The sequence below is a fragment of the Pseudomonas sp. DSP3-2-3 genome (assembly GCF_049898225.1).
GTDB lineage: Bacteria > Pseudomonadota > Gammaproteobacteria > Pseudomonadales > Pseudomonadaceae > Aquipseudomonas.
Genome location: NZ_JAFCXH010000011.1, coordinates 84,869 through 106,662, shown reverse-complemented (window position 1 = coordinate 106,662; position 21,794 = coordinate 84,869). Strand labels below are relative to the sequence as shown.

The 21,794-nt window shown below is 59.4% G+C and carries 16 protein-coding genes and 1 pseudogene; 13 read left to right on the top strand and 4 right to left on the bottom strand.

What is annotated here, in order from left to right; translation table 11 throughout:
* Window positions 1–114 precede the first annotated feature (114 nt).
* From xylA to ACP7E4_RS14780, 4 genes are all read left to right on the top strand, one after another.
* Window positions 115–1,431, top strand: a complete 1,317-nt coding sequence (gene xylA / locus ACP7E4_RS14795) for a xylose isomerase (protein WP_426115511.1) — start codon at window positions 115–117, stop codon at window positions 1,429–1,431.
* 223 nt (window positions 1,432–1,654) lie between these two features.
* Window positions 1,655–2,596, top strand: coding sequence for a D-xylose ABC transporter substrate-binding protein (xylF, locus tag ACP7E4_RS14790; RefSeq protein WP_426115509.1), 942 nt, complete (start codon window positions 1,655–1,657; stop codon window positions 2,594–2,596).
* Window positions 2,597–2,758: 162 nt separating this feature from the next.
* The gene (xylG, locus tag ACP7E4_RS14785) at window positions 2,759–4,315 is read left to right on the top strand and encodes a D-xylose ABC transporter ATP-binding protein (RefSeq protein WP_426115507.1); all 1,557 of its coding nucleotides are present in this window, start codon (window positions 2,759–2,761) and stop codon (window positions 4,313–4,315) included.
* The gene (locus tag ACP7E4_RS14780) at window positions 4,316–5,452 is read left to right on the top strand and encodes a sugar ABC transporter permease (RefSeq protein ID WP_426115505.1); all 1,137 of its coding nucleotides are present in this window, start codon (window positions 4,316–4,318) and stop codon (window positions 5,450–5,452) included. It abuts the gene before it with no gap.
* A 69-nt stretch (window positions 5,453–5,521) separates the two neighbouring features.
* Here the strand turns inward: ACP7E4_RS14780 and ACP7E4_RS14775 are convergent, their stop codons facing one another.
* Entirely contained in the window at window positions 5,522–7,759 is a 2,238-nt protein-coding gene (locus tag ACP7E4_RS14775) for a TonB-dependent receptor (RefSeq protein WP_426115503.1), read from the bottom strand.
* Window positions 7,760–8,014: 255 nt separating this feature from the next.
* On the opposite strand from ACP7E4_RS14775, the gene ACP7E4_RS14770 reads away from it, so the two are divergent.
* The 7 genes from ACP7E4_RS14770 to ACP7E4_RS14740 all read left to right on the top strand — a co-directional run bounded on the left by ACP7E4_RS14770 (window position 8,015) and on the right by ACP7E4_RS14740 (window position 16,396).
* Entirely contained in the window at window positions 8,015–9,259 is a 1,245-nt protein-coding gene (locus ACP7E4_RS14770) for an MFS transporter (RefSeq protein ID WP_426115501.1), read from the top strand.
* 70 nt (window positions 9,260–9,329) lie between these two features.
* Window positions 9,330–9,845, top strand: a complete 516-nt coding sequence (locus ACP7E4_RS14765; RefSeq protein WP_426115499.1) for a sigma-70 family RNA polymerase sigma factor — start codon at window positions 9,330–9,332, stop codon at window positions 9,843–9,845.
* Window positions 9,846–10,823, top strand: coding sequence for a FecR domain-containing protein (locus ACP7E4_RS14760; protein ID WP_426115497.1), 978 nt, complete (start codon window positions 9,846–9,848; stop codon window positions 10,821–10,823).
* A 99-nt stretch (window positions 10,824–10,922) separates the two neighbouring features.
* Complete coding sequence (locus ACP7E4_RS14755) at window positions 10,923–13,337, top strand: TonB-dependent siderophore receptor (protein ID WP_426115495.1); 2,415 nt, start codon at window positions 10,923–10,925, stop codon at window positions 13,335–13,337.
* Between the two features lie 64 nt (window positions 13,338–13,401).
* On the top strand, window positions 13,402–14,589 hold the full coding sequence (locus ACP7E4_RS14750; RefSeq protein WP_426115493.1) for an ABC transporter substrate-binding protein: 1,188 nt from the start codon (window positions 13,402–13,404) through the stop codon (window positions 14,587–14,589).
* The gene (locus ACP7E4_RS14745; RefSeq protein WP_426115491.1) at window positions 14,586–15,647 is read left to right on the top strand and encodes a FecCD family ABC transporter permease; all 1,062 of its coding nucleotides are present in this window, start codon (window positions 14,586–14,588) and stop codon (window positions 15,645–15,647) included. Before ACP7E4_RS14750 ends, ACP7E4_RS14745 begins: the two co-directional genes overlap by 4 nt.
* On the top strand, window positions 15,641–16,396 hold the full coding sequence (locus ACP7E4_RS14740) for an ABC transporter ATP-binding protein (RefSeq protein WP_426115489.1): 756 nt from the start codon (window positions 15,641–15,643) through the stop codon (window positions 16,394–16,396). Before ACP7E4_RS14745 ends, ACP7E4_RS14740 begins: the two co-directional genes overlap by 7 nt.
* A gap of 89 nt (window positions 16,397–16,485) precedes the next feature.
* Here the strand turns inward: ACP7E4_RS14740 and ACP7E4_RS14735 are convergent, their stop codons facing one another.
* Entirely contained in the window at window positions 16,486–17,388 is a 903-nt protein-coding gene (locus ACP7E4_RS14735) for a glycine betaine ABC transporter substrate-binding protein (protein WP_426115487.1), read from the bottom strand.
* A gap of 426 nt (window positions 17,389–17,814) precedes the next feature.
* Here ACP7E4_RS14735 and ACP7E4_RS14730 point away from each other — a divergent pair, with 426 nt between their 5' ends.
* On the top strand, window positions 17,815–19,851 hold the full coding sequence (locus ACP7E4_RS14730; protein ID WP_426115485.1) for an FAD-dependent oxidoreductase: 2,037 nt from the start codon (window positions 17,815–17,817) through the stop codon (window positions 19,849–19,851).
* 66 nt (window positions 19,852–19,917) lie between these two features.
* Here the strand turns inward: ACP7E4_RS14730 and ACP7E4_RS14725 are convergent, their stop codons facing one another.
* Both ACP7E4_RS14725 and ACP7E4_RS14720 read right to left on the bottom strand, forming a co-directional pair.
* Complete coding sequence (locus ACP7E4_RS14725; protein WP_426115483.1) at window positions 19,918–20,703, bottom strand: pyrroline-5-carboxylate reductase family protein; 786 nt, start codon at window positions 20,701–20,703, stop codon at window positions 19,918–19,920.
* The gene (locus ACP7E4_RS14720; protein WP_426115674.1) at window positions 20,693–21,400 is read right to left on the bottom strand and encodes a TetR/AcrR family transcriptional regulator; all 708 of its coding nucleotides are present in this window, start codon (window positions 21,398–21,400) and stop codon (window positions 20,693–20,695) included. Before ACP7E4_RS14720 ends, ACP7E4_RS14725 begins: the two co-directional genes overlap by 11 nt.
* A 161-nt stretch (window positions 21,401–21,561) precedes the next feature.
* Here ACP7E4_RS14720 and ACP7E4_RS14715 point away from each other — a divergent pair.
* Window positions 21,562–21,759: pseudogene (locus ACP7E4_RS14715) on the top strand (2Fe-2S iron-sulfur cluster-binding protein); the annotation flags it as partial.
* Window positions 21,760–21,794: the final 35 nt, after the last annotated feature.

Genomic DNA, 21,794 nt, shown 5'->3' with positions numbered 1-21,794 from the left:
AACGACGAATCTCAATACGCAAAATCGAACTGCGCATTGGTGATTTTCATAATCTGCACCCACAGGGCCGGCGTTAGTATCGGGACACCGCCAAGAACAACAAGGAAATTGCCCATGCTGTACTTCCCCGCTGTCGACAAGATTCGCTACGAAGGTCCCGCCAGCGATTCGCCCCTTGCCTTCCGCCATTACGACGCCAATAAGCTCGTGCTCGGCAAACCCATGCGCGAACACCTGCGCATGGCCGCCTGCTACTGGCATACCTTCGTCTGGCCGGGTGCTGACATGTTCGGTGTCGGGGCCTTCAAACGCCCGTGGCACCACGCCGGAGAGCCGATGGAACTGGCCATCGGCAAGGCAGAAGCGGCCTTCGAGTTCTTCTCCAAACTGGGCATCGACTACTACAGCTTCCACGACACAGATGTCGCCCCCGAAGGCAGCTCGCTGAAAGAGTATCGCAACCACTTCGCCCAGATGATCGACCATCTGGAGCGCCATCAGGAGCGAACCGGGATCAAGCTGCTGTGGGGAACTGCGAACTGCTTCAGCAACCCGCGCTTTGCCGCGGGCGCCGCCAGCAACCCGGACCCGCAAGTGTTCGCCTGCGCCGCCGCCCAGGTGTTCAGCGCCATGAACGCTACCCAGCGTCTCAAAGGGGCCAACTACGTGCTGTGGGGCGGTCGTGAAGGTTATGAAACCTTGCTCAATACCGATCTGAAACGCGAGCGCGAACAGTTGGGCCGCTTCATGCGCATGGTGGTCGAGCACAAACACAAGATCGGTTTCAAAGGCGACCTGCTGATCGAACCCAAGCCGCAGGAACCGACCAAGCACCAATATGATTACGATAGCGCCACGGTCTTCGGCTTCCTGCAGCAGTTCGGTCTGGAAAACGAGATCAAGGTCAACATCGAGGCCAACCACGCGACCCTGGCCGGGCACAGTTTTCATCACGAGATCGCGACGGCCGTCTCGTTGGGGATCTTCGGCAGCATCGACGCCAACCGTGGCGATCCGCAGAACGGCTGGGATACCGATCAGTTCCCCAACAGCGTCGAGGAGATGACCCTTGCCACCTATGAAATCCTCAAAGCCGGTGGTTTCAACAATGGCGGGTTCAACTTCGATTCCAAGGTCCGTCGCCAGAGCGTAGATGAGGTCGACCTGTTCCACGGCCACGTCGCCGCAATGGACGTCCTCGCCCTGGCGCTGGAGCGCGCAGCATCCATGGTAGAGAACGATCAACTCCAGCAATTCAAGGATCAACGCTACGCCGGCTGGCAGCAGCCATTCGGTCAAGCGGTGCTGGCGGGTGAGTTCAGTCTCGGATCACTGGCCGAACATGCCTTCGCCAACGAGCTGAATCCCCAGGCCGTCAGCGGTCGGCAGGAGATGCTCGAAGGTGTGCTCAATCGGTTTATCTACCCCTGACCGGAGGCAAGCCTGATAGCCGCTCGGCCGTGAGTTCGCTGGCGCAGCGACGCGGTTACATTCTCGCGACAAATCTGTGCTCGCGGTGGCCTGCGACTCTCTACAGTTCTACCGGCACCATGTTCATCGTCAGGAAGTGTCTTTCAAACAACAATAAAAGGACGCACCACAATGAAAAAAGTAAAACTCACGCTGCGCGCTGGCGCTGCTATCGCTTCCGGTCATGGCCGATTCTGCCCACCCGAAAATCGGTTTTTCCATCGATGACCTGCGCCTGGAACGTTGGTCCCGCGACCGTGACTACTTCGTCGCAGCGGCGGAAAAAATGGACGCCAAAGTCTTCGTGCAGTCGGCCGATGCCAACGAGCAAAAGCAGATTTCCCAGATCGAAAACCTCATCTCCCGTGGCGTCGATGTGATCGTCATCGTGCCCTTCAACGCCACCGTGCTGACCAACGCCGTCGCCGAAGCCAAGAAAGCCGGGATCAAGGTGGTGTCCTATGACCGACTGATCCTGAATGCCGATATAGACGCCTACATTTCCTTCGACAATGAAAAAGTCGGCGAGATGCAGGCCTCCGGTGTGCTCAAAGCGGCGCCCACAGGCAACTACTTCCTGCTCGGCGGTGCCCCCACGGACAACAACGCCAAGGTCCTGCGCGAAGGGCAAATGAAAGTGCTGCAACCAGCCATCGACAAGGGTGACATCAAGATTGTCGGCCAACAGTGGGTAAAGGAATGGAACGCCACTGAAGCGCTGAGCATTGTTGAAAATGCCTTGACCCGGAACAGCAATAAGATCGACGCCATCGTTGCCTCCAACGACGCCACTGCGGGCGGAGCCATTCAGGCACTGGCCGCGCAGAAAATGGCCGGCAAGGTGCCGATCTCAGGCCAGGACGCGGACCTGGCGGCGGTCAAGCGGGTGATCGATGGCACCCAGACAATGACCGTCTACAAGCCGCTGAAACTGATCGCGTCAGAAGCCGCCAAGCTCTCGGTACAGCTGGCGCGTAACGAGAAGCCCACTTACAGCTCGCAATATGACAATGGCAAGAAACAAGTCGACACCATCCTGCTCACCCCGACTCCGTTGACCAGGGACAACATCGACCTGCTGGAAAAGGACGGGTTCTATACCAAGGCGCAGCTTGCCGGGCAGTGACCTGCGACTCTGGGGTTAATGCAGTCAGTCAGGCAAAAAACTGTGGGAGCGAGCTTGCTCGCGATGACGGCAGCCCATCCACTATTGATGGAAGCTGAACCAGCGCTATCGCGAGCAAGGTCGCTCCCACACAGGTGTGAGCCCTTTTCAGGAATCCTTGCGATGTCCGACTACCTGCTGCAAATGAACGGTATCGTCAAAACCTTCGGCGGTGTCAAAGCCCTCAATGGCATCGACATCAAGGTCAAGGCGGGTGAATGCGTCGGCCTGTGCGGCGAAAACGGTGCTGGCAAATCCACGTTGATGAAAGTCCTGTCGGCGGTCTACCCCTACGGCACCTGGGAGGGAGAAATTTTCTGGGACGGTCAGCCGCTCAAGGCGCAATCCATCAGCGAAACCGAAGCTGCCGGGATCGTCATCATTCATCAGGAACTGACTTTGGTGCCCGATCTGTCAGTGGCTGAAAATATCTTCATGGGTCACGAACTGACGCTGCCTGGCGGGCGCATGAACTACCCGGCGATGATCCACCGTGCCGAAGCCCTGATGCGTGAACTCAAAGTGCCGGACATGAATGTGTCGCTGCCGGTTTCACAGTACGGTGGTGGCTATCAGCAACTGGTGGAAATCGCCAAGGCGCTGAACAAGCAAGCGCGCCTGCTGATCCTCGATGAGCCCTCATCGGCCCTGACCCGTTCGGAAATCGAGGTGCTGCTGGACATCATTCGCGACCTCAAGGCCAAGGGCGTCGCGTGCGTCTATATCTCCCACAAACTCGATGAAGTGGCCGCCGTGTGCGACACCATTTCAGTCATCCGCGATGGCAGACACATCGCGACTACCGCCATGGCGGACATGGATATCCCGAAGATCATCACTCAGATGGTCGGACGGGAAATGAGCAACCTCTACCCCACTGAACCCCATGACATCGGCGAAGTGATTTTCGAAGCGCGCCACGTCACTTGTTACGACGTCGACAACCCCAAACGCAAAAGGGTTGACGACATTTCGTTCGTGCTCAAGCGCGGGGAAATCCTTGGTATCGCTGGGCTGGTCGGCGCCGGGCGCACGGAACTGGTGTCGGCGCTGTTCGGCGCCTACCCCGGCCGCTACGAAGGTGAAGTCTGGCTGGAGGGCCAGCGGATCGACACGCGCACGCCACTCAAGTCAATCCGCGCCGGTCTGGGCATGGTCCCTGAAGACCGCAAGCGCCAAGGCATCATTCCGGACCTGGGGGTCGGCCAGAACATCACCCTGGCCGTCCTGGACAACTACTCGAAAATGACCCGCATCAACGCCGAAGCCGAACTGGGCAGCATTGACCAGGAAATCTCGCGCCTGCACCTCAAGACCGCGAGTCCATTCCTGCCGATTACCAGCCTCTCCGGCGGCAACCAGCAGAAAGCCGTGCTGGCGAAAATGCTCCTGACCAAACCCCGGGTGCTGATTCTCGATGAGCCCACCCGAGGTGTGGATGTCGGTGCCAAATACGAGATCTACAAGCTGATGGGCGCGCTGGCAGCCGAAGGGGTGTCGATCATCATGGTGTCCTCGGAACTCGCCGAGGTATTGGGGGTTTCCGATCGCGTGCTGGTGATCGGTGAAGGTCAGCTGCGCGGTGACTTCATCAACCATGAGCTCACCCAGGAACAGGTACTCGCCGCCGCGCTTAGCCATGCCGATGACCATAACAACAATGATCGGAAGTCCGCGTAGATGAATCAGGTCAAACAACTGTTCAGCCGCTACAAAATGCTCGCGCTGGTGATTGCCGTGGCGGTTATCTGGCTGTTCTTCAGCTGGCAGACCGACGGCGGCTTTCTGACCCCGCGCAACCTCTCTAACCTGCTGCGGCAAATGTCCATCACCGGGATTCTCGCCTGCGGCATGGTGCTGGTGATCATTAGCGGTGAAATCGATCTGTCGGTGGGCTCATTACTGGGCCTGCTGGGTGGCCTGGCGGCGATTCTCGACGTGGTCTATCACATCCCGCTGCTGGCCAACCTGAGCCTGGTTGCCTTGTGCGGTCTGGTGATTGGTTTGGGTAATGGCTACATGACTGCCTACCTGCGCATCCCGTCATTCATTGTCGGCCTGGGAGGCATGCTGGCATTTCGCGGAATTCTCCTGGGGGTTACCGGCGGAACCACTATTGCGCCGGTGTCGCCGGAGCTGGTCTACGTCGGCCAGGGTTATTTGCCGCACACGGTTGGCGCGGGGCTCGGCGTACTGTTGTTCGCCCTGACACTTTTCCTGACCTGGAAACAGCGCCGCAATCGTGCTCTCCATGGCCTCGCGGCACACTCATTGGTGCGTGACGTGTTGCGCGTGGTGTTGATCGGCGCAGTGCTGGCGGGGTTCGTCCATATCCTCAACAGCTACGACGGTATTCCGGTTCCGGTGCTGCTCCTGCTGATTCTGCTTGGCGTGTTCAGCTACGTGACCAGCCAGACCGTGTTCGGACGACGCGTTTACTCGGTAGGCAGCAACATGGAAGCCACGCGCCTGTCCGGCATCAACGTGCAGGCGGTCAAACTGTGGATCTTCGGCATCATGGGCGTGATGTGCGCCCTCGCCGGGGTAGTCAACACCGCGCGCCTGGCCGCGGGCTCACCCTCGGCCGGGAACATGGGCGAACTTGACGCCATTGCCGCATGCTTCATCGGCGGTACGTCCATGCGCGGTGGTTCGGGTACCGTTTACGGCGCCCTCCTCGGCGCGCTGGTCATCAGCAGCCTGGACAACGGCATGTCCATGCTCGACGTGGACAGCTACTGGCAGATGATTGTCAAAGGCAGCATTCTGGTGCTGGCTGTGTGGGTGGATGTAAGTACCCGGACCGGGCGACGCTGATCTGAATTTGATGCAGCTGGATATGCAGGTCGGGTGGCCGCCCTTGCGTTGGCCACCCTTCTGCGTCCGTCAGAAATCCACCGTCGCCGACAGTTGCAACGTGCGCGGATAGCCTGGCGAGAAAGCGCCATACGAGGCGACGCCCGACCAATACTCGCGATCAAACACGTTCTGCACCGTGGCCCGGAACGTGGTGGGACGGCCTTCTATTTTGGTTGCATAACGGGCCCCCGCGTCGAAGCGAGTCCAGGCATCCAGCTCCTGGGTGTTGGCCTGGTTGACGTATTGACTGTCGGTGTAAATCGCACCGCTCGTGAGGGTAAAGCCTTCCAGCCATGGCGTATCCCATTCCGCCCAGATATTGGCCTGGACGTCTGGCACGCCCACGGGCTTGTTGCCCCGGTTGGCAGCGGTGGCCGAATCCGTCAACTTGCCGTCGAGCAGGGTTACGCCGCCCATCAAGCGCGTGCCCGGTGCAATTTCACCGAACATGCTCAATTCAACGCCACGGTTGCGTTGTTCTGCCTGCACCGAGAAGACATTGCCGGCGCCGATTTCACCACTGGGCTTCTCGATCTGGAACAGCGCCAGCGTGGTCATGAAGGTGCCATGCTCATACTTGACGCCGACCTCGTGCTGCTTGGATTCATACGGCGCGAAGGTCACGCCGGCGTTGGCCGCCGTGCCCGGTGCCACATCACCTTTACTCAAGCCCTCGACGTAGTTGTAGTAGAGCGACACGTCTTCCCAGGGCTTGACCACCACGCCAACCAGTGGGGTGGTGGCGCTGTCGTCATAGCGGGAACTGACCGAGCCCGCCGCGTTGTAATTGCGCGATTCGATGTCTTGTCGGCGCACGCCCAGCGTCAATTGCACACGGTCATCAAGCACTGACAAGGTGTCGGTCAACGCGACGCCGGACAACTCCGATTCAGAAATACGCAGCACCTTGGGTGAGCTGATGGATTGCTTGGGCACGTCCACCGGGTGGTACATGTTCGAGCGGATCTCCGTCCCGTTGGTGATGCCCCGGGACAACTCATCCTGATAACGGGTCGCCATCAGCGTGGTGGTGTGGGTGACCGGGCCCGTGGCGAACACCCCGCGAATCCCCACATCGGCGGTCGAACGATCAACGTTGAACTTGTAATACCCCGGAATGTTACTGGTATCGCCCGCGCTGTTCAGAATTCTCGGCACCTGATCGGACTTGCGCTTGACGTCTGATCTACCGCCACCGGCGTGGGCAAAAACGGTAACCGCGTCTGTCAGGTCGTATTCGCCGCCCAGCAACGCCGACTGCTCTTTGGTGTCCGACCAACCCCAATCCTGGGACACGTTGGTGCGGCCGTTGGGGGCTGACGGGACATCTACGCCGGGCGCAATGGTGAACGGTCGTGAGGCGCCGTCAAAATTTTCTTTCTGACTGATGAAATCAAGGTTCAAACGCAACCGTTCACCTTGGTAGTCGAGGGCGATAGCCCCGATATTGAGCGCTCGTTCCTGGTCATCAACGGCGGTGTCACCGCCCTGAAGACCGGCGTTGAAACGCACGCCGAAGCGGTTTTCCGGACCAAATCGACGGCTGACATCCAGATGACCGCCCACCTCGGAATCGGACGCGTAACTGGCAGTAAATCGGGTCAGGTCGACGTCCAGCGGACGCTTGGGAACGATATTGATCACCCCGCCGACACCGCTGTTTGGCGAAATGCCGTACATCAGGGCGCCCGGTCCCTTGAGCACTTCGACACGTTCAGCGTATTCGGTGAACACCCGATAGTTGGGCGCCACGCCGTACACACCGTCGTAGGCCAGCTCGCCAAGGTTGCCTTCGCCGACGGGAAAGCCACGGATGAAAAAGGAGTCGACAATGCCGCCAGTCTGACCGGTCGAGCGCACAGAAGGATCGCGCTGCAGGGCGTCGGCCACCGTCACAGTTTGCAGGTCGGCCATCGTCTTGGCGGTGTAACTGGTCACGCTGAACGGCGTGTCCATCACATCCCTATTGCCCATCATCCCCAAACGGGCACCGCGCGCAACCTGACCGCCGGCAAGCACTGGCGCAAGTGCGCCCGGGCTGTTGGAAGTGGCGGTGATATTGGTCTCGTCAAGGGTCAAGCCCTGCGCATTGTTGTCAGTCAGCGAACCCGCCGCACTGTTCGGGTTCTTATTCCCGTCAGCTTCCTGCTCGGGGGCAGCAGCCCAGACAGTGGCGCTGGCTGCGGCCAAAACGAAGCTCAGCGTGGCGGTACGAATCGCGAGTGAGAGCGCGCATTCGCCGCAAGGTCGACGTGCAACAGACATGGCGTAAGGATCCTTTTCGACAAGAGAAAATGGTAATCACTCCTATTGCCAGTCGACCTGCGGAAAAGTATCACCCCCCTGGAATTTATTTTTCAAACCTTGCGGCAGCGGGCTTCAAGCTCCTCAACAAAACTCCAGAGGGCTGTTTTCCCCTGATCGCAAAGCGCGTAGTCTGCTGATCCTCAATTTTGGCGACAGCAGATCTGCGCGCCAACCATGCTTCGCTTGTTGGCGTTTAACCGCCGAGACTGACTCATGTCCCATGCAGGTGCCATCCAGGGTTTGAACGTGAGGATCCTGATTTATCTTCTGTTCGCGATCCAGCTCGTCTCCATGGGCGCGATGGAAATGAGCGGTCCGTTCTGGCCGGTCCACCTGCGCGGGATGACCTCCTCGGAGTCCTTTTTCAGCTTCGCCAGCATTGCCGTATACGTCGGACCGATGCTGGGCATCATGCTGACCAGTGCGCTCTGGGGCCGGATCGGTGATCGCTACGGGCACAAACCGATGATGATCCGCGCCCTGGCCGGGTTGTCCTTGACCCAGCTCGGGCTGGCGCTGTCCGGCGACATCTGGGTCATTCTGATCCTGCGTTTTCTGCAAGGCGCCTTCGCCGGGTACATCGCTCCGGCACAGGCTTACGGTGTCAGTATCGAAGCACCTTCGCGGCGGGCGCGGCTGTTTGCGATCCTGCAGATCTCGACCAACGTCGGTTCGTTGCTCGGTGCGGTGCTCGGCGGCCTGATCCTCGACCATGCGACGTTCTTCTGGATCAACATCGTCGCCTCTGCACTGTGCGCGGTCTGCACCGTGGTGGCGGCCGTGACATTGCCGAATGTGCCGCCGATGAAGAAGACGCCGGCGAACAATGCCTCGGTAGAAACTGGTCATACCGGCAGCATCTGGCAGCGATCGCCGCTGCTGCCATTACTGTGCGTCATGGGCATTCTGCTGTTGGCGCGGATGCTGCCGCAGACGTCATTCTCGCTGTATGTCAGCTCGGTATTCGAAGTCAGCAACTCGGTCGTCGGCCTGTGCTACGGCTTGTTGGCACTGGGTTTCATTCTGTCGGCCACAGCATGGTCACGCTACTTCGAGCACCGTTCTCAACAGGACACCCTGTATCGCATTACTTACGTCGTGCTGGGTTGTATCGCCCTGACCGCCATAGCGGGCGTCACACGCCACGCCGTCGTGTTCGTCGTCGTGTACTTCATCTGGGGGGTGCTGCTGGGTGCCACCACGCCGGTACTGATGGCCCTGGTTTCGAAAACTGCCGACAGCTCACGACAGGGCCACGTACTGGGGATTGCCCAAGGCACCGCGCAATTCGCGTCGGTTGCGGGCATTTCGGCGGGTGGCTTGCTCAGCCAGGTCTATGGCCTGCAGTACACCTACCTGTTCGTTTGCCTGGCTTATCTGCTGGCGCTGATCCCCGTTATCGCGTTGCGCTGCCGGTCCGCGAGCCTGCAAGCCGATCACGCCGCGCCCGGGGACTGATCCCGCTTGCGTCACAGGCTTGTTGTCAATTAGCATTGGGAATACTTCTCAATTACAAAAACCTGCAGCCATGAGCGAAACCCTGCCCACCAACAACGACAATCATCTGCGTGTGATCGAGGCTCTGTACGCCGGTCATCACGGCTGGTTGTACGCCACGCTGAAGAAAAAACTGGGCAACGCCATGGATGCGGCGGATCTGGCGCAGGATACCTTCACCCGCATACTCGCCTCCCAGGTCACGGCCATTGACCAGCCCCGGGCGTACCTGAGCTGCGTGGCCAAGGGCATTCTCATCAACTGGTATCAGCGCAAGGCCCTGGAACGCGCTTATCTGGAAGCCCTCGCATATCTGCCTGCTCCCGAAGTGCCTTCACCCGAATTGCGCTTCTTGGTCCTGGAAACCCTGCACGAAATCGACGCCATGCTCGACACGCTGCCACCGCTGGTGAAGCGCGCGTTCCTGCTGTCGCAGATCGGCGGCCTGAAATACGACGACATCGCCGAACAGCTGAACGTCTCCCTGATCACCGTCAAGCGCTACATGAAACAGGCCTTCGTTCAGTGCCTGATGCTGGTGGAATGAATGCTCACGCGTCGCAATGAGCAGCCGCTCGATCCGAAAATCCTCGAAGAGGCCGCCGAGTGGCTGATGCGCTTGAGTGAACGCGACCTCAGCGCCACCGAACGTGACGAATGGGAGTGCTGGAAACTCAGCAGCCCCGAGCGCAACCGCGCGTGGTCCCGTGCGCAGTTACTTCAAAGCAAGCTCGGCGGGCTGCCACCGTCGCTGGCAATGTCGGCGCTGGATCGCCCGAGCAGCTCCGAACGTCGCGCGTTCCTTGGCAAACTGGCGATCCTGCTGGCGGTGGTCCCGGTTGGTTGGGGCAGCTGGAAACTGGCGCAATCGCAACAATGGTCGGCCGACTACCGCACCGCCGTTGGCCAGCGCCGGGAGTTGACCCTGGCCGACGGATCCCGGCTCACCCTCAATACCGATACCGCCATCGACGTCCTGTTCGACACCCGGCAGCGGCTTATCAACCTGCGCGAAGGGGAAGTTCTGGTGCAGACCGCGCCAGATGCATCCTCGCTGCCACGACCCTTTCTGGTCAGCACACGCCAAGGCCGGATGCAGGCACTGGGCACGCGATTCACCGTTCGTGAACTCCCGTCGCGCACCCATCTCGCGGTCCTCGACGGCACTGTGCGAGTTGAATTGACGGACAGCCGCCAGGCCGTACCGCTCATCGTCAACGCGGGCCAACGCACTGATTTTTCCGCACAGACCTTCGGCCCGTTGAACCCGGCAGACCGTAACGTTGGCGCCTGGACTCAAGGCATGCTGATGGCCGACAAGATGCGCCTGGCAGATTTCGTTGCCGAACTGGCTCGCTATCGCAAAGGCTTCGTGCGTTGCGACCCAGCCATTGCCGGGCTGCGCATTTCCGGCGCCTTTCCCATCAGCGATACCCAGCGCACGCTGAACATGCTGGTGCAGACCTATCCGGTGCTCGTCACCGACCACTTGAGCGGTTATTGGGTGACCCTTTCCCCCGCTTGAGCTCAGGCAAAAAAATCGCAGCGCAGGTGATACTTTTTTTGATCTCGACTGGCAAAGAAAGGAATAGCCATTTCATCACGTCCATAGGGTTATCCATCCATGCTCGTTGCACGGCCCCTGCGTCCGGATCGTCCGCTCAAGCCCGTCATTCGCAGTGTGCTGCTCAGCTTTGCCCTGAGCGCGGGCAGCGGGTCGTTTGCCTTGGCTGCCGTGCCGACGCAACTGGACGCTGTCGCTTCCCGGGCCTACAACATCGCTCCCGGTCCGCTTGGCGCAGCGCTGTCGAGCTTTGCCGTGGACGCCGGCATTGCCCTGTCGTTTCAGCCTTCAGTCACCGAAGGCTTGCTCAGCCCTGGGCTTTCCGGAACCTACTCCACACAGGAAGCACTGAGCCGCTTGCTGGCCGACAGCGGTGTGGAAATGGTTGCCCGCAGCGACGGCAGCTACACATTGGTGCTCCGTCAGGTGTCCCTGCCGGAAATCACCGTCGATGGCACTGGCAGACGTAGCAACAGTCTGCCCGCGACCTATACGGGTGGTCAGGTCGCACGCGGCGCACGCCTCGGCATGCTCGGCAACACGGACGTGATGGACGCGCCCTTCAGCGTCAGCAGCTACACCTCAACGCTGATCAAGGATCAACAGGCGGTCACCGTCGGCGACGTGCTGGAACGTGACTCTTCGGTGCGCTCCACGGGCCAGGCCGGCGGGATTGTCGATTCGTTCTTCATCCGTGGCTTTCCGGTGGGGGAAGGCAATCTCGGTGAGCTGGCGTTCGACGGGGTGTACGGGGTGGCGTCCAACTATCGGGTGTTTACCGAATACGCCGAGCGTATCGAGCTGGTCAAGGGCCCCGGCGCCCTGCTCTATGGCATGTCGCCCAACAGCGCTGTCGGCGGGGTGATCAATGTGATTCCCAAGCGTTCCCTCGACGAAGACCTGACCCGCTTCACCACCCGTTACGCCATGAACTCGCAACTCGGCGGCCACCTTGACCTCAGTCGGCGCTTTGGTGAGGAACGCCGGTTAGGTGCGCGAATCAACAGCAGCGTCCAGCAAGGCGATACGGCAATCGACGCTCAATCCCGAGACATCGGCATCGGTGCCATTTCCCTGGATTATCAGGGTGATCGCCTGCGCACCACGCTGGATCTGATCAGCCAGAAGGAGCAATTTGACGCAGCGTCTCGACCGTTTCTGATCGCACCCAATGTGCAGATTCCCTCTGCCGCCAACGGCCGTACCAGCGTGAGCCAGGACTGGGGCCGATCCGAAACCCGGGACAAATCGGCGCTGCTCGGTGTCGAGTACGACCTCAATGACGCGCTGACCGTATTCGCCCATGCCGGAGGCGGCAAATCGGCGGTCGAGCGCATGTCCGATCAGACCCCAACGATCATCAACGCCGCCGGTGACACGTCTTCCATCCCCGGCTATTACAAATTCGAAGTCCAGCGCTACACCGTTGACACCGGTGCGCGCGTGGGTTTCGACACCGGACCGGTCAGTCACAACACTGTCCTGCAAGTTACCCGTTATCGCGATGAGCTGTCCCGAGGCATCATTTCCGGCCCGGCCGTGCTCTCGAATATCTATCACCCGATCGCCCGCCCGGAACCCGCCATCGCCAAGCCGGATACGCCGAAAGTTTCCGAGAGCGAACTGGCGGGTGTAGCCCTTGCCGACACGTTGTCAGTGCTCAACGAGCGCTTGCAAGTGACCGCCGGGTTGCGCAAGCAGAACATCAAGTCGGACAACTACAACGCATCCGGCGTAGTCAGCACTTCCTACGACAAAAGCGAGACCACGCCGCTGTTCGGTATCGTCGCCAAGCCCTGGGAGCATGTCTCGTTCTACTACAACTACATCGAAGGCATGAGCAAGGGCGACATCGCGCCGTCCGCCGCGACCAACGCGGGCGAAATTTTTGCACCTTACATCTCTCGGCAACAAGAAGTCGGAGTCAAGCTCGACTACGTCAGCTTCATGGCCACACTGGCCCTGTTTCAGATCAAGAAGCCCAGCGGCGAATTGGCGTCCGGGGTGTTCTCAGTACAGGGCCAGCAACGCAACCGTGGCGTGGAACTGAACCTGTTTGGCGAGATTGCCAGAGGCACGCGCCTGCTCGGTGGCGTGACGCTGCTTGATGGGGAATTGACCAGGACCAGCGTTGCCGCCAACCGTGGCAATAAACCGGTAGGCGTTCCGCAGGTTCAGGCCAACCTCTGGGCCGAGTGGGACACCCCGGGTGTTATGGGCCTGACGCTGACCAGCGGTGCGATCTACACCGGCAGCCAATACGTGAACCAGGCCAACACCCAGGAACTGGATGCCTGGACCCGCTTCGATGTCGGCGCGCGTTATGCCACCCGCATTGCGCAGCGACCCACCACATTCCGCGCCACGGTGCAGAACGTGTTCGACCGCGAGTACTGGTCGGGCGTGGCTTCCTACGGTGCGTTCTCCCAAGGCTCGCCACGCACCCTGCTGCTGTCGGCCACCGTTGATTTCTGAAACTTCCGGTCCGGGGCGGCGGCATGCGCCGTTGTGCGGTCTGGCTTCTGCAAAGGCATAAACCATGGTTACCGTTTTTCGTCGCAGTCAAACCTGCGTTGCGCTGTTGTTCGCAGGGCTGCTGAGCTTGTCGTTATTGTCCGTGACCCCGCGCAGTGCGCTGGCCGCCGAGGCGGATCCCGCGCTTAGTACCGTGACCGACCTGCTTGGCCGCAAGGTCATGGTTCACCTTCCGGTCAGACGCGTCATCCTCGGCGAAGGTCGTCAGTTGTATCTGGTCGCGGCGCTGGACACGCAAAATCCCATCGAGCGCATCGTCGGCTGGCGCAAGGACCTGATCCAGTCCGATCCAGACACCTACGGTGCCTACCTGCGCAAGTTTCCCGATATCGCCAAAATCCCGACCTTTGGCGGATTTGAAGACGGCACCTTCGACATTGAGCAGGCGATCTCTCAGCGGCCGGACGTGATCATTCTCAATATCGAAGCCCGACACGCCACCGAAGATGCGCGCTACATCGAGAAGCTCGACGCCCTGGGCATTCCGGTGGTTTACGTCGATTTTCGCAACAACCCGATGCAAAACACCGAGCCGACCATGCGCCTGTTCGGCGAGTTGTTCGGCAAGCAGGCTCGTGCCGCGGCTTTCATCGATTTTCGCAACCAGCAGATCCGGCGGGTCACTGATGTCATTGAAGCGCAACACCCTGCCCGCCCCAACGTGTTCATCGAGCGCATCGGCGGCTACACCGATGATTGTTGCCTGAGTTTTGGCAACGAGAACTTTGGCCTGTTCGTGGAAATGGCCGGCGGCAACAACATCGCCAAGCACATCATCCCCACCACCTTCGGCCAGTTGAACCCCGAGCAAGTCATTGTCGCCAACCCTGACCATGTCGTGGTCACCAGCGCCAACTGGGAAGCCTTTGCGCCGGGTGGCCGCTGGGTTGGCGTCGGCCCCGGTGCGGATATGACCCAAGCCAGACACAAACTGGCGTGGTACACCCAACGCCCGGCTTACGCGGGCATCAACGCTCAGGACGATCAGGCCTTTCATGCGATCTGGCATCAGTTCTACAACAGCCCTTATCAGTTCGTCGCTATCCAGCAGTTGGCGAAATGGTTTCACCCGACGCTGTTTGCCGACCTGGATCCAGATGCCTCATTTCGCGAGTTGCATGAGCGCTTTCTAGCGGTGCCTTACGAACCGGGTTACTTCGTCAGCCTGCCCAAGCCGGAGCTCAAACCATGAGCGCATCTGACGGAACATTGATCGTACAACGGGAAACCTATCGGCACCTGGTGCTGCGTAAACGCCTGATTCTGGCTGGGCTCGTGGCGCTGCTGCTGGGCAGTGTGCTGCTGGATCTGGCCCTCGGGCCGGCGAACTACAGCCTTGGCGAAGTATTGGGCGCGCTGTTTTCCCCGGACAGTGCGTCGCCACAAGTCCGGGTGGTGATGTGGGACATCCGCCTGCCGGTGGCGCTGATGGCGGTGGCAGTCGGCGCGGCGTTGTCGCTGGCCGGCGCGCAGATGCAGACAATCCTCAACAACCCGCTGGCCAGCCCGTTCACCCTGGGCATTTCCGCCGCCGCCAGTTTCGGCGCCGCCATGGGACTGGCGTTTGGCGTCGCACTGTTTCCGCTGGCGGCGCAGTACATGGTGCCGGTGAACGCGTTCATCATGGCCATGCTCTCGGCGTTGCTGATCCATTTCCTGAGCATGCGCCGAGGGGTCACCGCCGAAACCATCGTGCTGCTCGGCATTGCCCTGGTGTTCACCTTCAATGCGTTGCTGGCGCTGGTGCAGTTTTTTGCCACCGAGCAAGCCGTGGCAGCCGTGGTGTTCTGGACCATGGGCAGCCTGACCAAAGCCACCTGGCCCAAACTCGGGGTGATCTGCCTGGTGATTCTCATCACCGTGCCGATCTTCGCCAAACGCGCCTGGGCCCTGACCGCCCTGCGCCTGGGCGATGACAAGGCCGCGAGCTTCGGCATCAACGTACGTAGCCTGCGTTTTCAAACGCTGATCATGGTCAGCCTGCTTGCCTCGTTCCCGGTGGCCTTCGTTGGCACTATCGGCTTTATCGGGCTGGTCGGTCCGCACATTGCGCGGATGCTGATCGGTGAAGACCAGCGGTTCTTCCTGCCGGCGTCCTTGCTGACCGGCGCATTGATCCTGTCCGCCAGTTCGGTGGTCAGCAAAACCCTGATTCCCGGCGCCATTTTCCCCATCGGCGTGGTCACGTCGCTGATCGGCGTCCCCTTCTTCATATCTCTGATTCTCGGCGGGAAGAAAAACTCATGGTGACGATCCAGCTGGAGAATCTCGGTGCCCGCTACGGCCAGCGCACGGTCATTACAGGGGTCACCACAACAACTTTTGTCGGCGGCCAGGTGGTCGCGGTAGTCGGCCCAAACGCGGCGGGTAAATCCACCTTGTTCAAACGCATGGCGGGCTTGATCGATGGCCCCGGACAGGTCGTTTTGCAGGACTCGAAAAAGGGCCTGGCGGGCATCAGTTACATGCCTCAGGGCTTGAATGCCAGCGTCCGCTTGACGGTGTACGAATCAGTTCTGCTGGCGCGCAAACAACTGACCCCAGGCTGGGTTGTCGACGATGATGAGCTGCAGCTGGTGGACGAAATTCTCGCTGCGCTTGGGATCACGGAGTTGTCCTTCCGCAACCTTGGTGAGCTCAGCGGTGGACAGCAACAGTTGGTGTCCATCGCGCAGACGCTGGTGCGCGAACCGGAGATCCTGCTGATGGATGAACCGACCAGCGCCCTCGACATGCATCGGCAGGTACAGGTCCTGAATTTCATGCGCGCCCTGGCTCGCAAACGCCAGGTCATTGTATTCATCGCGATTCATGATCTGAACCAGGCGCTGCGCTTCGCCGATCAGGTGTTGGTGATTGCCGAGGGCACCACTCAGGGCAGTGGCCCGAGCCACGAGGTGATTAGCGAATCGATGCTTCGCGAGGTCTACAAGGTCGAGGCGCGGATAGAGCGCTGCAGTCGTGGCGAGCACCATATCCTTATTGACGATATCGTTTGATATCAAGCGTGCGGCACTTCTGGATTTGGCCGCTGCCCTTCACCCACCACGAAGGACATCGGCCTGAAATAACCAGATGGATACGGCGATCAGGGCTGACCCGCCGTGGAGGCTGCAGTCTGACCGTCAAACATGGCCGCAAAACGAGGCTTGTTGGCGGCATAGTATTCGGCAACCACCTTATCTGCCGAGCTGTCACGCGCCGCCGCCATCAACTTTTCAAGATCAGCTTGAGGAATCTTGAAGTTGACAAAGAACCGCGCAACATCGGGGTGCTCAGCACTGAAGCCTTTGCGGGCAACCGCGTGGATTTGCTCGGCGCCACCGAAAACATGCTTCGGGTCATCCAGATAGCGCAGGGGCCACTTGGAGAACATCCAGTGCGGGCTCCAGGCGTTGATCAACGACCATTTGTCTCGCTTTAGATTACGATCCAGCTCGCTCAGCATTCCAGACTCTGAAGAGGCAACCATTTTATAGCCGTCGAGGTTGTATTCCTTGATGGCTTTTTCCGTCAGTTTGTATTGGCCGTTGCCCACTTCGGAAGTCAGGATCTTGCCGCCAAGTTTCTCCCGCACCGCTGGCTTGTTGAGGTCTTCAACACTGGCAATCTCACTGACCGGGATGGACGTTGGCACCGCCATGCCGATCCGGCCTTCATACAGCACACCGAGGTCTTCAAGTTTGTCGCGGTATTTGTCGTAGAACGCCTTGTGGGTACTCGGCAACCAGACCATCGGGATCAGGTCGATATTGCCGTTGGCTACTGCCTGAAACTGAATACCAATGTCCGCCAGAACCAGTTTGACGGGTTGCTTGAGGTGATCCTCCAGGGCGGCATTTGCCAGCTTTACCGCAATTTCCGTGTCCGACCAGTTTACCCAGCCGATACGGATAGGTGCCGGGTCGGCCGCATGAGCGACCAGACTGCATGAGGCCATAGTCAAGGCCGAAAACCAGCCAATAAGGGTTTTACTGGATAACGTAATCATGGTGCATCTCCGCGTACTGTATGAATAGTTATTGGCAGGGCAGTAGATGAATCAAGTTATCTCATGACCGCAAAATGACATCGCGATCACAAGGGCATTCCGGTTAGAGCTGGATGAATTATTGTCAGGTGCAGTCACTGTCCTTTCAGGTGGTTCGGCCCTCCTTCGCTCATGGGCGCAATGTGCCGATGCGTCGTTAACCAATGACTCGCGCGCGTTAATCCGCATGCATCGATCACCCGCACCTCGCAACGCCTTTTAGCTCGAATGAGCCAGATCAGCCCGTGTTTGCTGGATATTAATCCTGGTTTTTTGCCGGCGCAAGCAAAAATGTACACGTGTGTCCCGCTCATTGACACACATGAACATTCCACATACCGTTATGTCAAAACCAAGCCTGATGTTCTGTTCCAGGAGCGCGCCACCATGTCCAGCGATCCCTTGCTGCAACCCTATAAAATCAAAAACCTGACGCTCAAAAATCGCATCATGACCACCTCGCATGAACCGGCTTATCCGGTCGACGGTATGCCCAAGGAGCTTTATCGGGCCTACCACGTCGAGCGTGCCAAGGCTGGCGTGGCATTAACCATGACCGCCGGTTCCGCCGCGGTGTCGCGCGACAGCCCGCCGGTGTTCAACAACATCCTGGCTTACAAGGACGAAGTGGTCGGCTGGATGAAGGACTTGACCGACGAGTGCCACGAGCACGGCGCGGCCGTCATGATTCAGCTGACCCATCTGGGTCGCCGCACCCGCTGGGACAAAGCCGATTGGCTGCCAGTGATTTCGCCTTCGCACCGCCGCGAAGCGTCGCACCGCTCGTTCCCCAAGAAGATGGAAGAGTGGGATATCGACCGGATCATCAAGGATTACGTCGATGCCGCCGAGCGCATGAAAGCGGCGGGCCTCGACGGTCTTGAACTTCAGGCCTACGGCCATTTGATGGATCAGTTCTGGTCACCGCTGACCAACGACCTCGACGGCCCTTACGGCGGCTCCCTGGAAAATCGCCTGCGGTTTACCTTCGATATCCTGCGCGGCATCCGCAAGCAATGCGGTGAGGATTTCCTGCTGGGTGTGCGTTACACCGGCGATGAGGATCTGGCCGGTGGCTTCGGCACGCAGGAAGGCATCGCTATTTCGCACATGCTCAAGGACAGCGGCCTGGTGGATTTTCTCAACGTGGTGCGCGGGCACATCGACACCGATGCCGGCCTGACCGATGTGATTCCAATTCAGGGGATGCGCAATTCTCCGCATCTGGATTTTGCCGGTGAAATCCGCGCGGCGACGGGCTTCCCGACGTTCCACGCGGCGAAGATTCCGGACGTCGCCACCGCTCGGCATGCCATCGCTTCCGGTAAGATCGACATGGTGGGTATGACCCGCGCGCACATGACCGATCCGCACATTGTGCGCAAGATCATCGAAAAGCGTGAAGAGGAAATTCGCCCCTGTGTGGGGGCAAACTATTGCCTGGATCGCATCTATCAAGGCGGTGCGGCGTATTGCATTCACAACGCTGCCACTGGCCGCGAAACCACCATGCCTCACGAAATCCCCAAAGCGCCTGCCAGGCGCAAGGTGGTAGTGATCGGAACCGGCCCGGCGGGTCTGGAAGCGGCACGCGTGGCCGGCGAACGCGGCCACGACGTCACGGTGTTCGAGGCCGCTGACCAGCCCGGCGGGCAGATTCGCCTGACCTCACTCAGCGAGCGGCGTCGCGAGATGATCAGCATCATCGACTGGCGCATGGCGCAATGCGAACGTCTCGGCGTGAGATTCCACTTCAATACCTGGGCCGAAGCCGACACGGTGCTGAACGAAGAGCCCGACGTAGTAATTGTTGCCACCGGCGGCATGCCGGACATCGAGGTGCTGAAACAGGGCAATGAACTGGTGGTGTCAACCTGGGACATCATTTCCGGCGACGTCAAGCCGGGCAAGAACGTGCTGATTTTCGACGATGCTGGCGACCACGCGGCGCTGCAGGCTGCGGAAGTCATCGCCAACAGTGGCGCAACGCTGGAGATCGTCACCCCGGACCGGTCGTTCGCGCCGGAAGTGATGGCGATGAACCTGGTGCCTTACATGCGCAGCCTGCAAGACCTGGACGTGACATTTACAGTGACCTATCGGGTCGAATCCGTAGAGAGGCGGGACGGTAAATTGTTAGCCCGCTTTGGCAGCGATTATGGTCAGGTACACAAGCAGCGAGTGGTCGATCAGGTGGTGATCAACCACGGCACCCTGCCGCTGGACGATTTGTACTTCGATCTGCGCCCCCTTTCGAGCAACGGCGGCGCGGTCGAGCAGCACAATCTGATTGCGGGGAACGCCCAGAACATCGTTACCAACCCGGGAGGCCGCTTCCAGTTGTTCCGGATCGGCGATGCAGTCTCGGCGCGCAATACCCATGCCGCCATCTACGATGCGTTGCGACTGGTAAAAGACATCTGAAAGCATGCCCCTGACTTCAACCATCAGGGGCAATTCATCAGCCAGACAGATTAAGGCTTGGGTTGATCAGGATTGAAGCCCATTGCGGGCCACCGAAGCCCCTTCCTGCAACGCCCTGCCGATTTGCTCCTCGAAATTAGCACGAGTCATCGCCTGCAAAGCGGCGGCGGTCACGCCCCGGTAAGCCGCTAAGGCGTCAAGGATTTCCTGTGCATCACGACTCGCCAGTAGCTGACTGCTATTGACCACGACATTTTTCGCCGCAAGTTGCGCAATATCAGCAGGGATACCGGCAGCGACTGCCTGGTTGCTCAGTGCCGTCATCAACAGGGCGGGAAAGGCCGGCCCCGTGCCCGAGAGGGCTGAAAGGTAATCAATGAAGCCCTCCTCCTGAACCTCAGCCGCAGTGCCGACGCATTCGAACAGACGCTGCACGAGGTTTTTCTTCGATGCATCCATCTCCCCAAAACAATACCAGGGCGTAAAAGACTGCTGGATTTCTACCGCAGCATTGGGCATCGCCCGCACGACCGCCGAAGCCGAGGTCTGCGCAGCAATGGCCCGCGCGGTGATTCCCGCCATCAAGGAGATGATTGTTTTGCCCGTCGCGTTGATATTCAGGCTGGCGAAATGCTCAGGACGAACTGCAATGATCACCAGGTCGCTGCAATCCACCAACTCCTGATTATCGGTTACCAGGCTTGCGCCCTGATGGGCCAACGGGTGGCTTCCCGATCGGTTTGAAATAACCAGCTTGCCAGCCGGAAACAATCCCTTTGCCAGCACGGCCTTGGCGATCGAGCCACCCAACCAGCCCGTTCCGCCAATGATGCCGAGCGTCTCATTGGTCATCGGCAGCCGCCTCCTCGAAGGTGTCGGTCAAAGGCACGAAGATCCCGGGTTCCTTTTCGGCATAACCGAATTTGCCGTAGAAACGATCCAGTTCGCGCTGCTTGGGTATTTTCCCGGTGAAAATACTCACGTAATGCGGGATACGCCGGAAACGCTCGGTAATCAGCTCATTGGTGTTCATGGTGATATAGCCGATTTGCGTCAGATAAATCGTGCGAGCCCGCGCATCAGCACTATGGCTGTCATAGCCGAAGCGCTTGAACATATTCGCCAAGGCGTTCATTCGTTGCTCGTCTATGGTTGCGACTTCTGCGGCAACTTCACTTGATTGCAGCGCCCAGCTACGGACCGCAAACTCGAACTGCGAGTCGAATAACTGTGGATTGAGCCAACATTCAAAGACATTCAGAATTGCTTCGGAAATGCTTTCTGCATAGCTTTCGCACTGCCGGATCAACCCACCGGTATTGGTATCGCGCCAACGCGTAAGCAAGGCGGCCAACAACTGCTCGCGATCCTCAAAGAACCAATAAAAGCTGGTGCGTGACAAACCAAGACGCTTGGCCAGCGGCATGACGCGAACTGCATCAATGCCCGACTCCTTCAATGCGTCATAGGCCGCCTCAAGCCATCCCTCCGGCGACCCGCGCCAGCCGGCATCCTGGGCCTTGCCACGTGTCTTCCCTAACTGGGACATTTGGGGAACCCTCTTCAAAAACGTGTAACTTAAATGTACTCCGATGCCCCTTGAATGTACACCTGAGTACATTTGACCGACGCCCCTCGCTTTGGCACTTTGAGACCAAGCATCATGAAAATCCAGCCGCAGCCCGAAGAACCCAGCAAAAAAATCAAGGGCTACCGACGGCCAAAAAAGCCGGCGCCATCGTGCCCTCTTCCTGCAGTCAAGGGGTGTGTGGCACATGCAAGACCACAGTCCTGCAAGGCACGGTCGAGATGAACCACAACGGCGGTATCCGCCAGCGGGAAATCGACAAAGGGCTGCGTCTGCTCTGCTGCAGCAAACCGACATCAGACCTCGTTATCGATTTGTAAGCCCGGCGCCGCACGACAACAGCGCCAACCCATGC

Bases quoted from the DNA above. Each gene is read 5' to 3' on its own strand.
- xylF (WP_426115509.1), top strand. From the start codon at position 1,655: ATGGCCGATTCTGCCCACCCGAAAATCGGTTTTTCCATCGATGACCTG.
- ACP7E4_RS14750 (WP_426115493.1), top strand. From the start codon at position 13,402: ATGGTTACCGTTTTTCGTCGCAGTCAAACCTGCGTTGCGCTGTTGTTC.
- ACP7E4_RS14740 (WP_426115489.1), top strand. From the start codon at position 15,641: ATGGTGACGATCCAGCTGGAGAATCTCGGTGCCCGCTACGGCCAGCGC.
- xylG (WP_426115507.1), top strand. From the start codon at position 2,759: ATGTCCGACTACCTGCTGCAAATGAACGGTATCGTCAAAACCTTCGGC.
- xylA (WP_426115511.1), top strand. From the start codon at position 115: ATGCTGTACTTCCCCGCTGTCGACAAGATTCGCTACGAAGGTCCCGCC.
- ACP7E4_RS14780 (WP_426115505.1), top strand. From the start codon at position 4,316: ATGAATCAGGTCAAACAACTGTTCAGCCGCTACAAAATGCTCGCGCTG.
- ACP7E4_RS14720 (WP_426115674.1), bottom strand. From the start codon at position 21,400: ATGTCCCAGTTAGGGAAGACACGTGGCAAGGCCCAGGATGCCGGCTGG.
- ACP7E4_RS14725 (WP_426115483.1), bottom strand. From the start codon at position 20,703: ATGACCAATGAGACGCTCGGCATCATTGGCGGAACGGGCTGGTTGGGT.
- ACP7E4_RS14755 (WP_426115495.1), top strand. From the start codon at position 10,923: ATGCTCGTTGCACGGCCCCTGCGTCCGGATCGTCCGCTCAAGCCCGTC.
- ACP7E4_RS14735 (WP_426115487.1), bottom strand. From the start codon at position 17,388: ATGATTACGTTATCCAGTAAAACCCTTATTGGCTGGTTTTCGGCCTTG.
- ACP7E4_RS14745 (WP_426115491.1), top strand. From the start codon at position 14,586: ATGAGCGCATCTGACGGAACATTGATCGTACAACGGGAAACCTATCGG.
- ACP7E4_RS14770 (WP_426115501.1), top strand. From the start codon at position 8,015: ATGTCCCATGCAGGTGCCATCCAGGGTTTGAACGTGAGGATCCTGATT.
- ACP7E4_RS14760 (WP_426115497.1), top strand. From the start codon at position 9,846: ATGCTCACGCGTCGCAATGAGCAGCCGCTCGATCCGAAAATCCTCGAA.
- ACP7E4_RS14730 (WP_426115485.1), top strand. From the start codon at position 17,815: ATGTCCAGCGATCCCTTGCTGCAACCCTATAAAATCAAAAACCTGACG.
- ACP7E4_RS14775 (WP_426115503.1), bottom strand. From the start codon at position 7,759: ATGTCTGTTGCACGTCGACCTTGCGGCGAATGCGCGCTCTCACTCGCG.
- ACP7E4_RS14765 (WP_426115499.1), top strand. From the start codon at position 9,330: ATGAGCGAAACCCTGCCCACCAACAACGACAATCATCTGCGTGTGATC.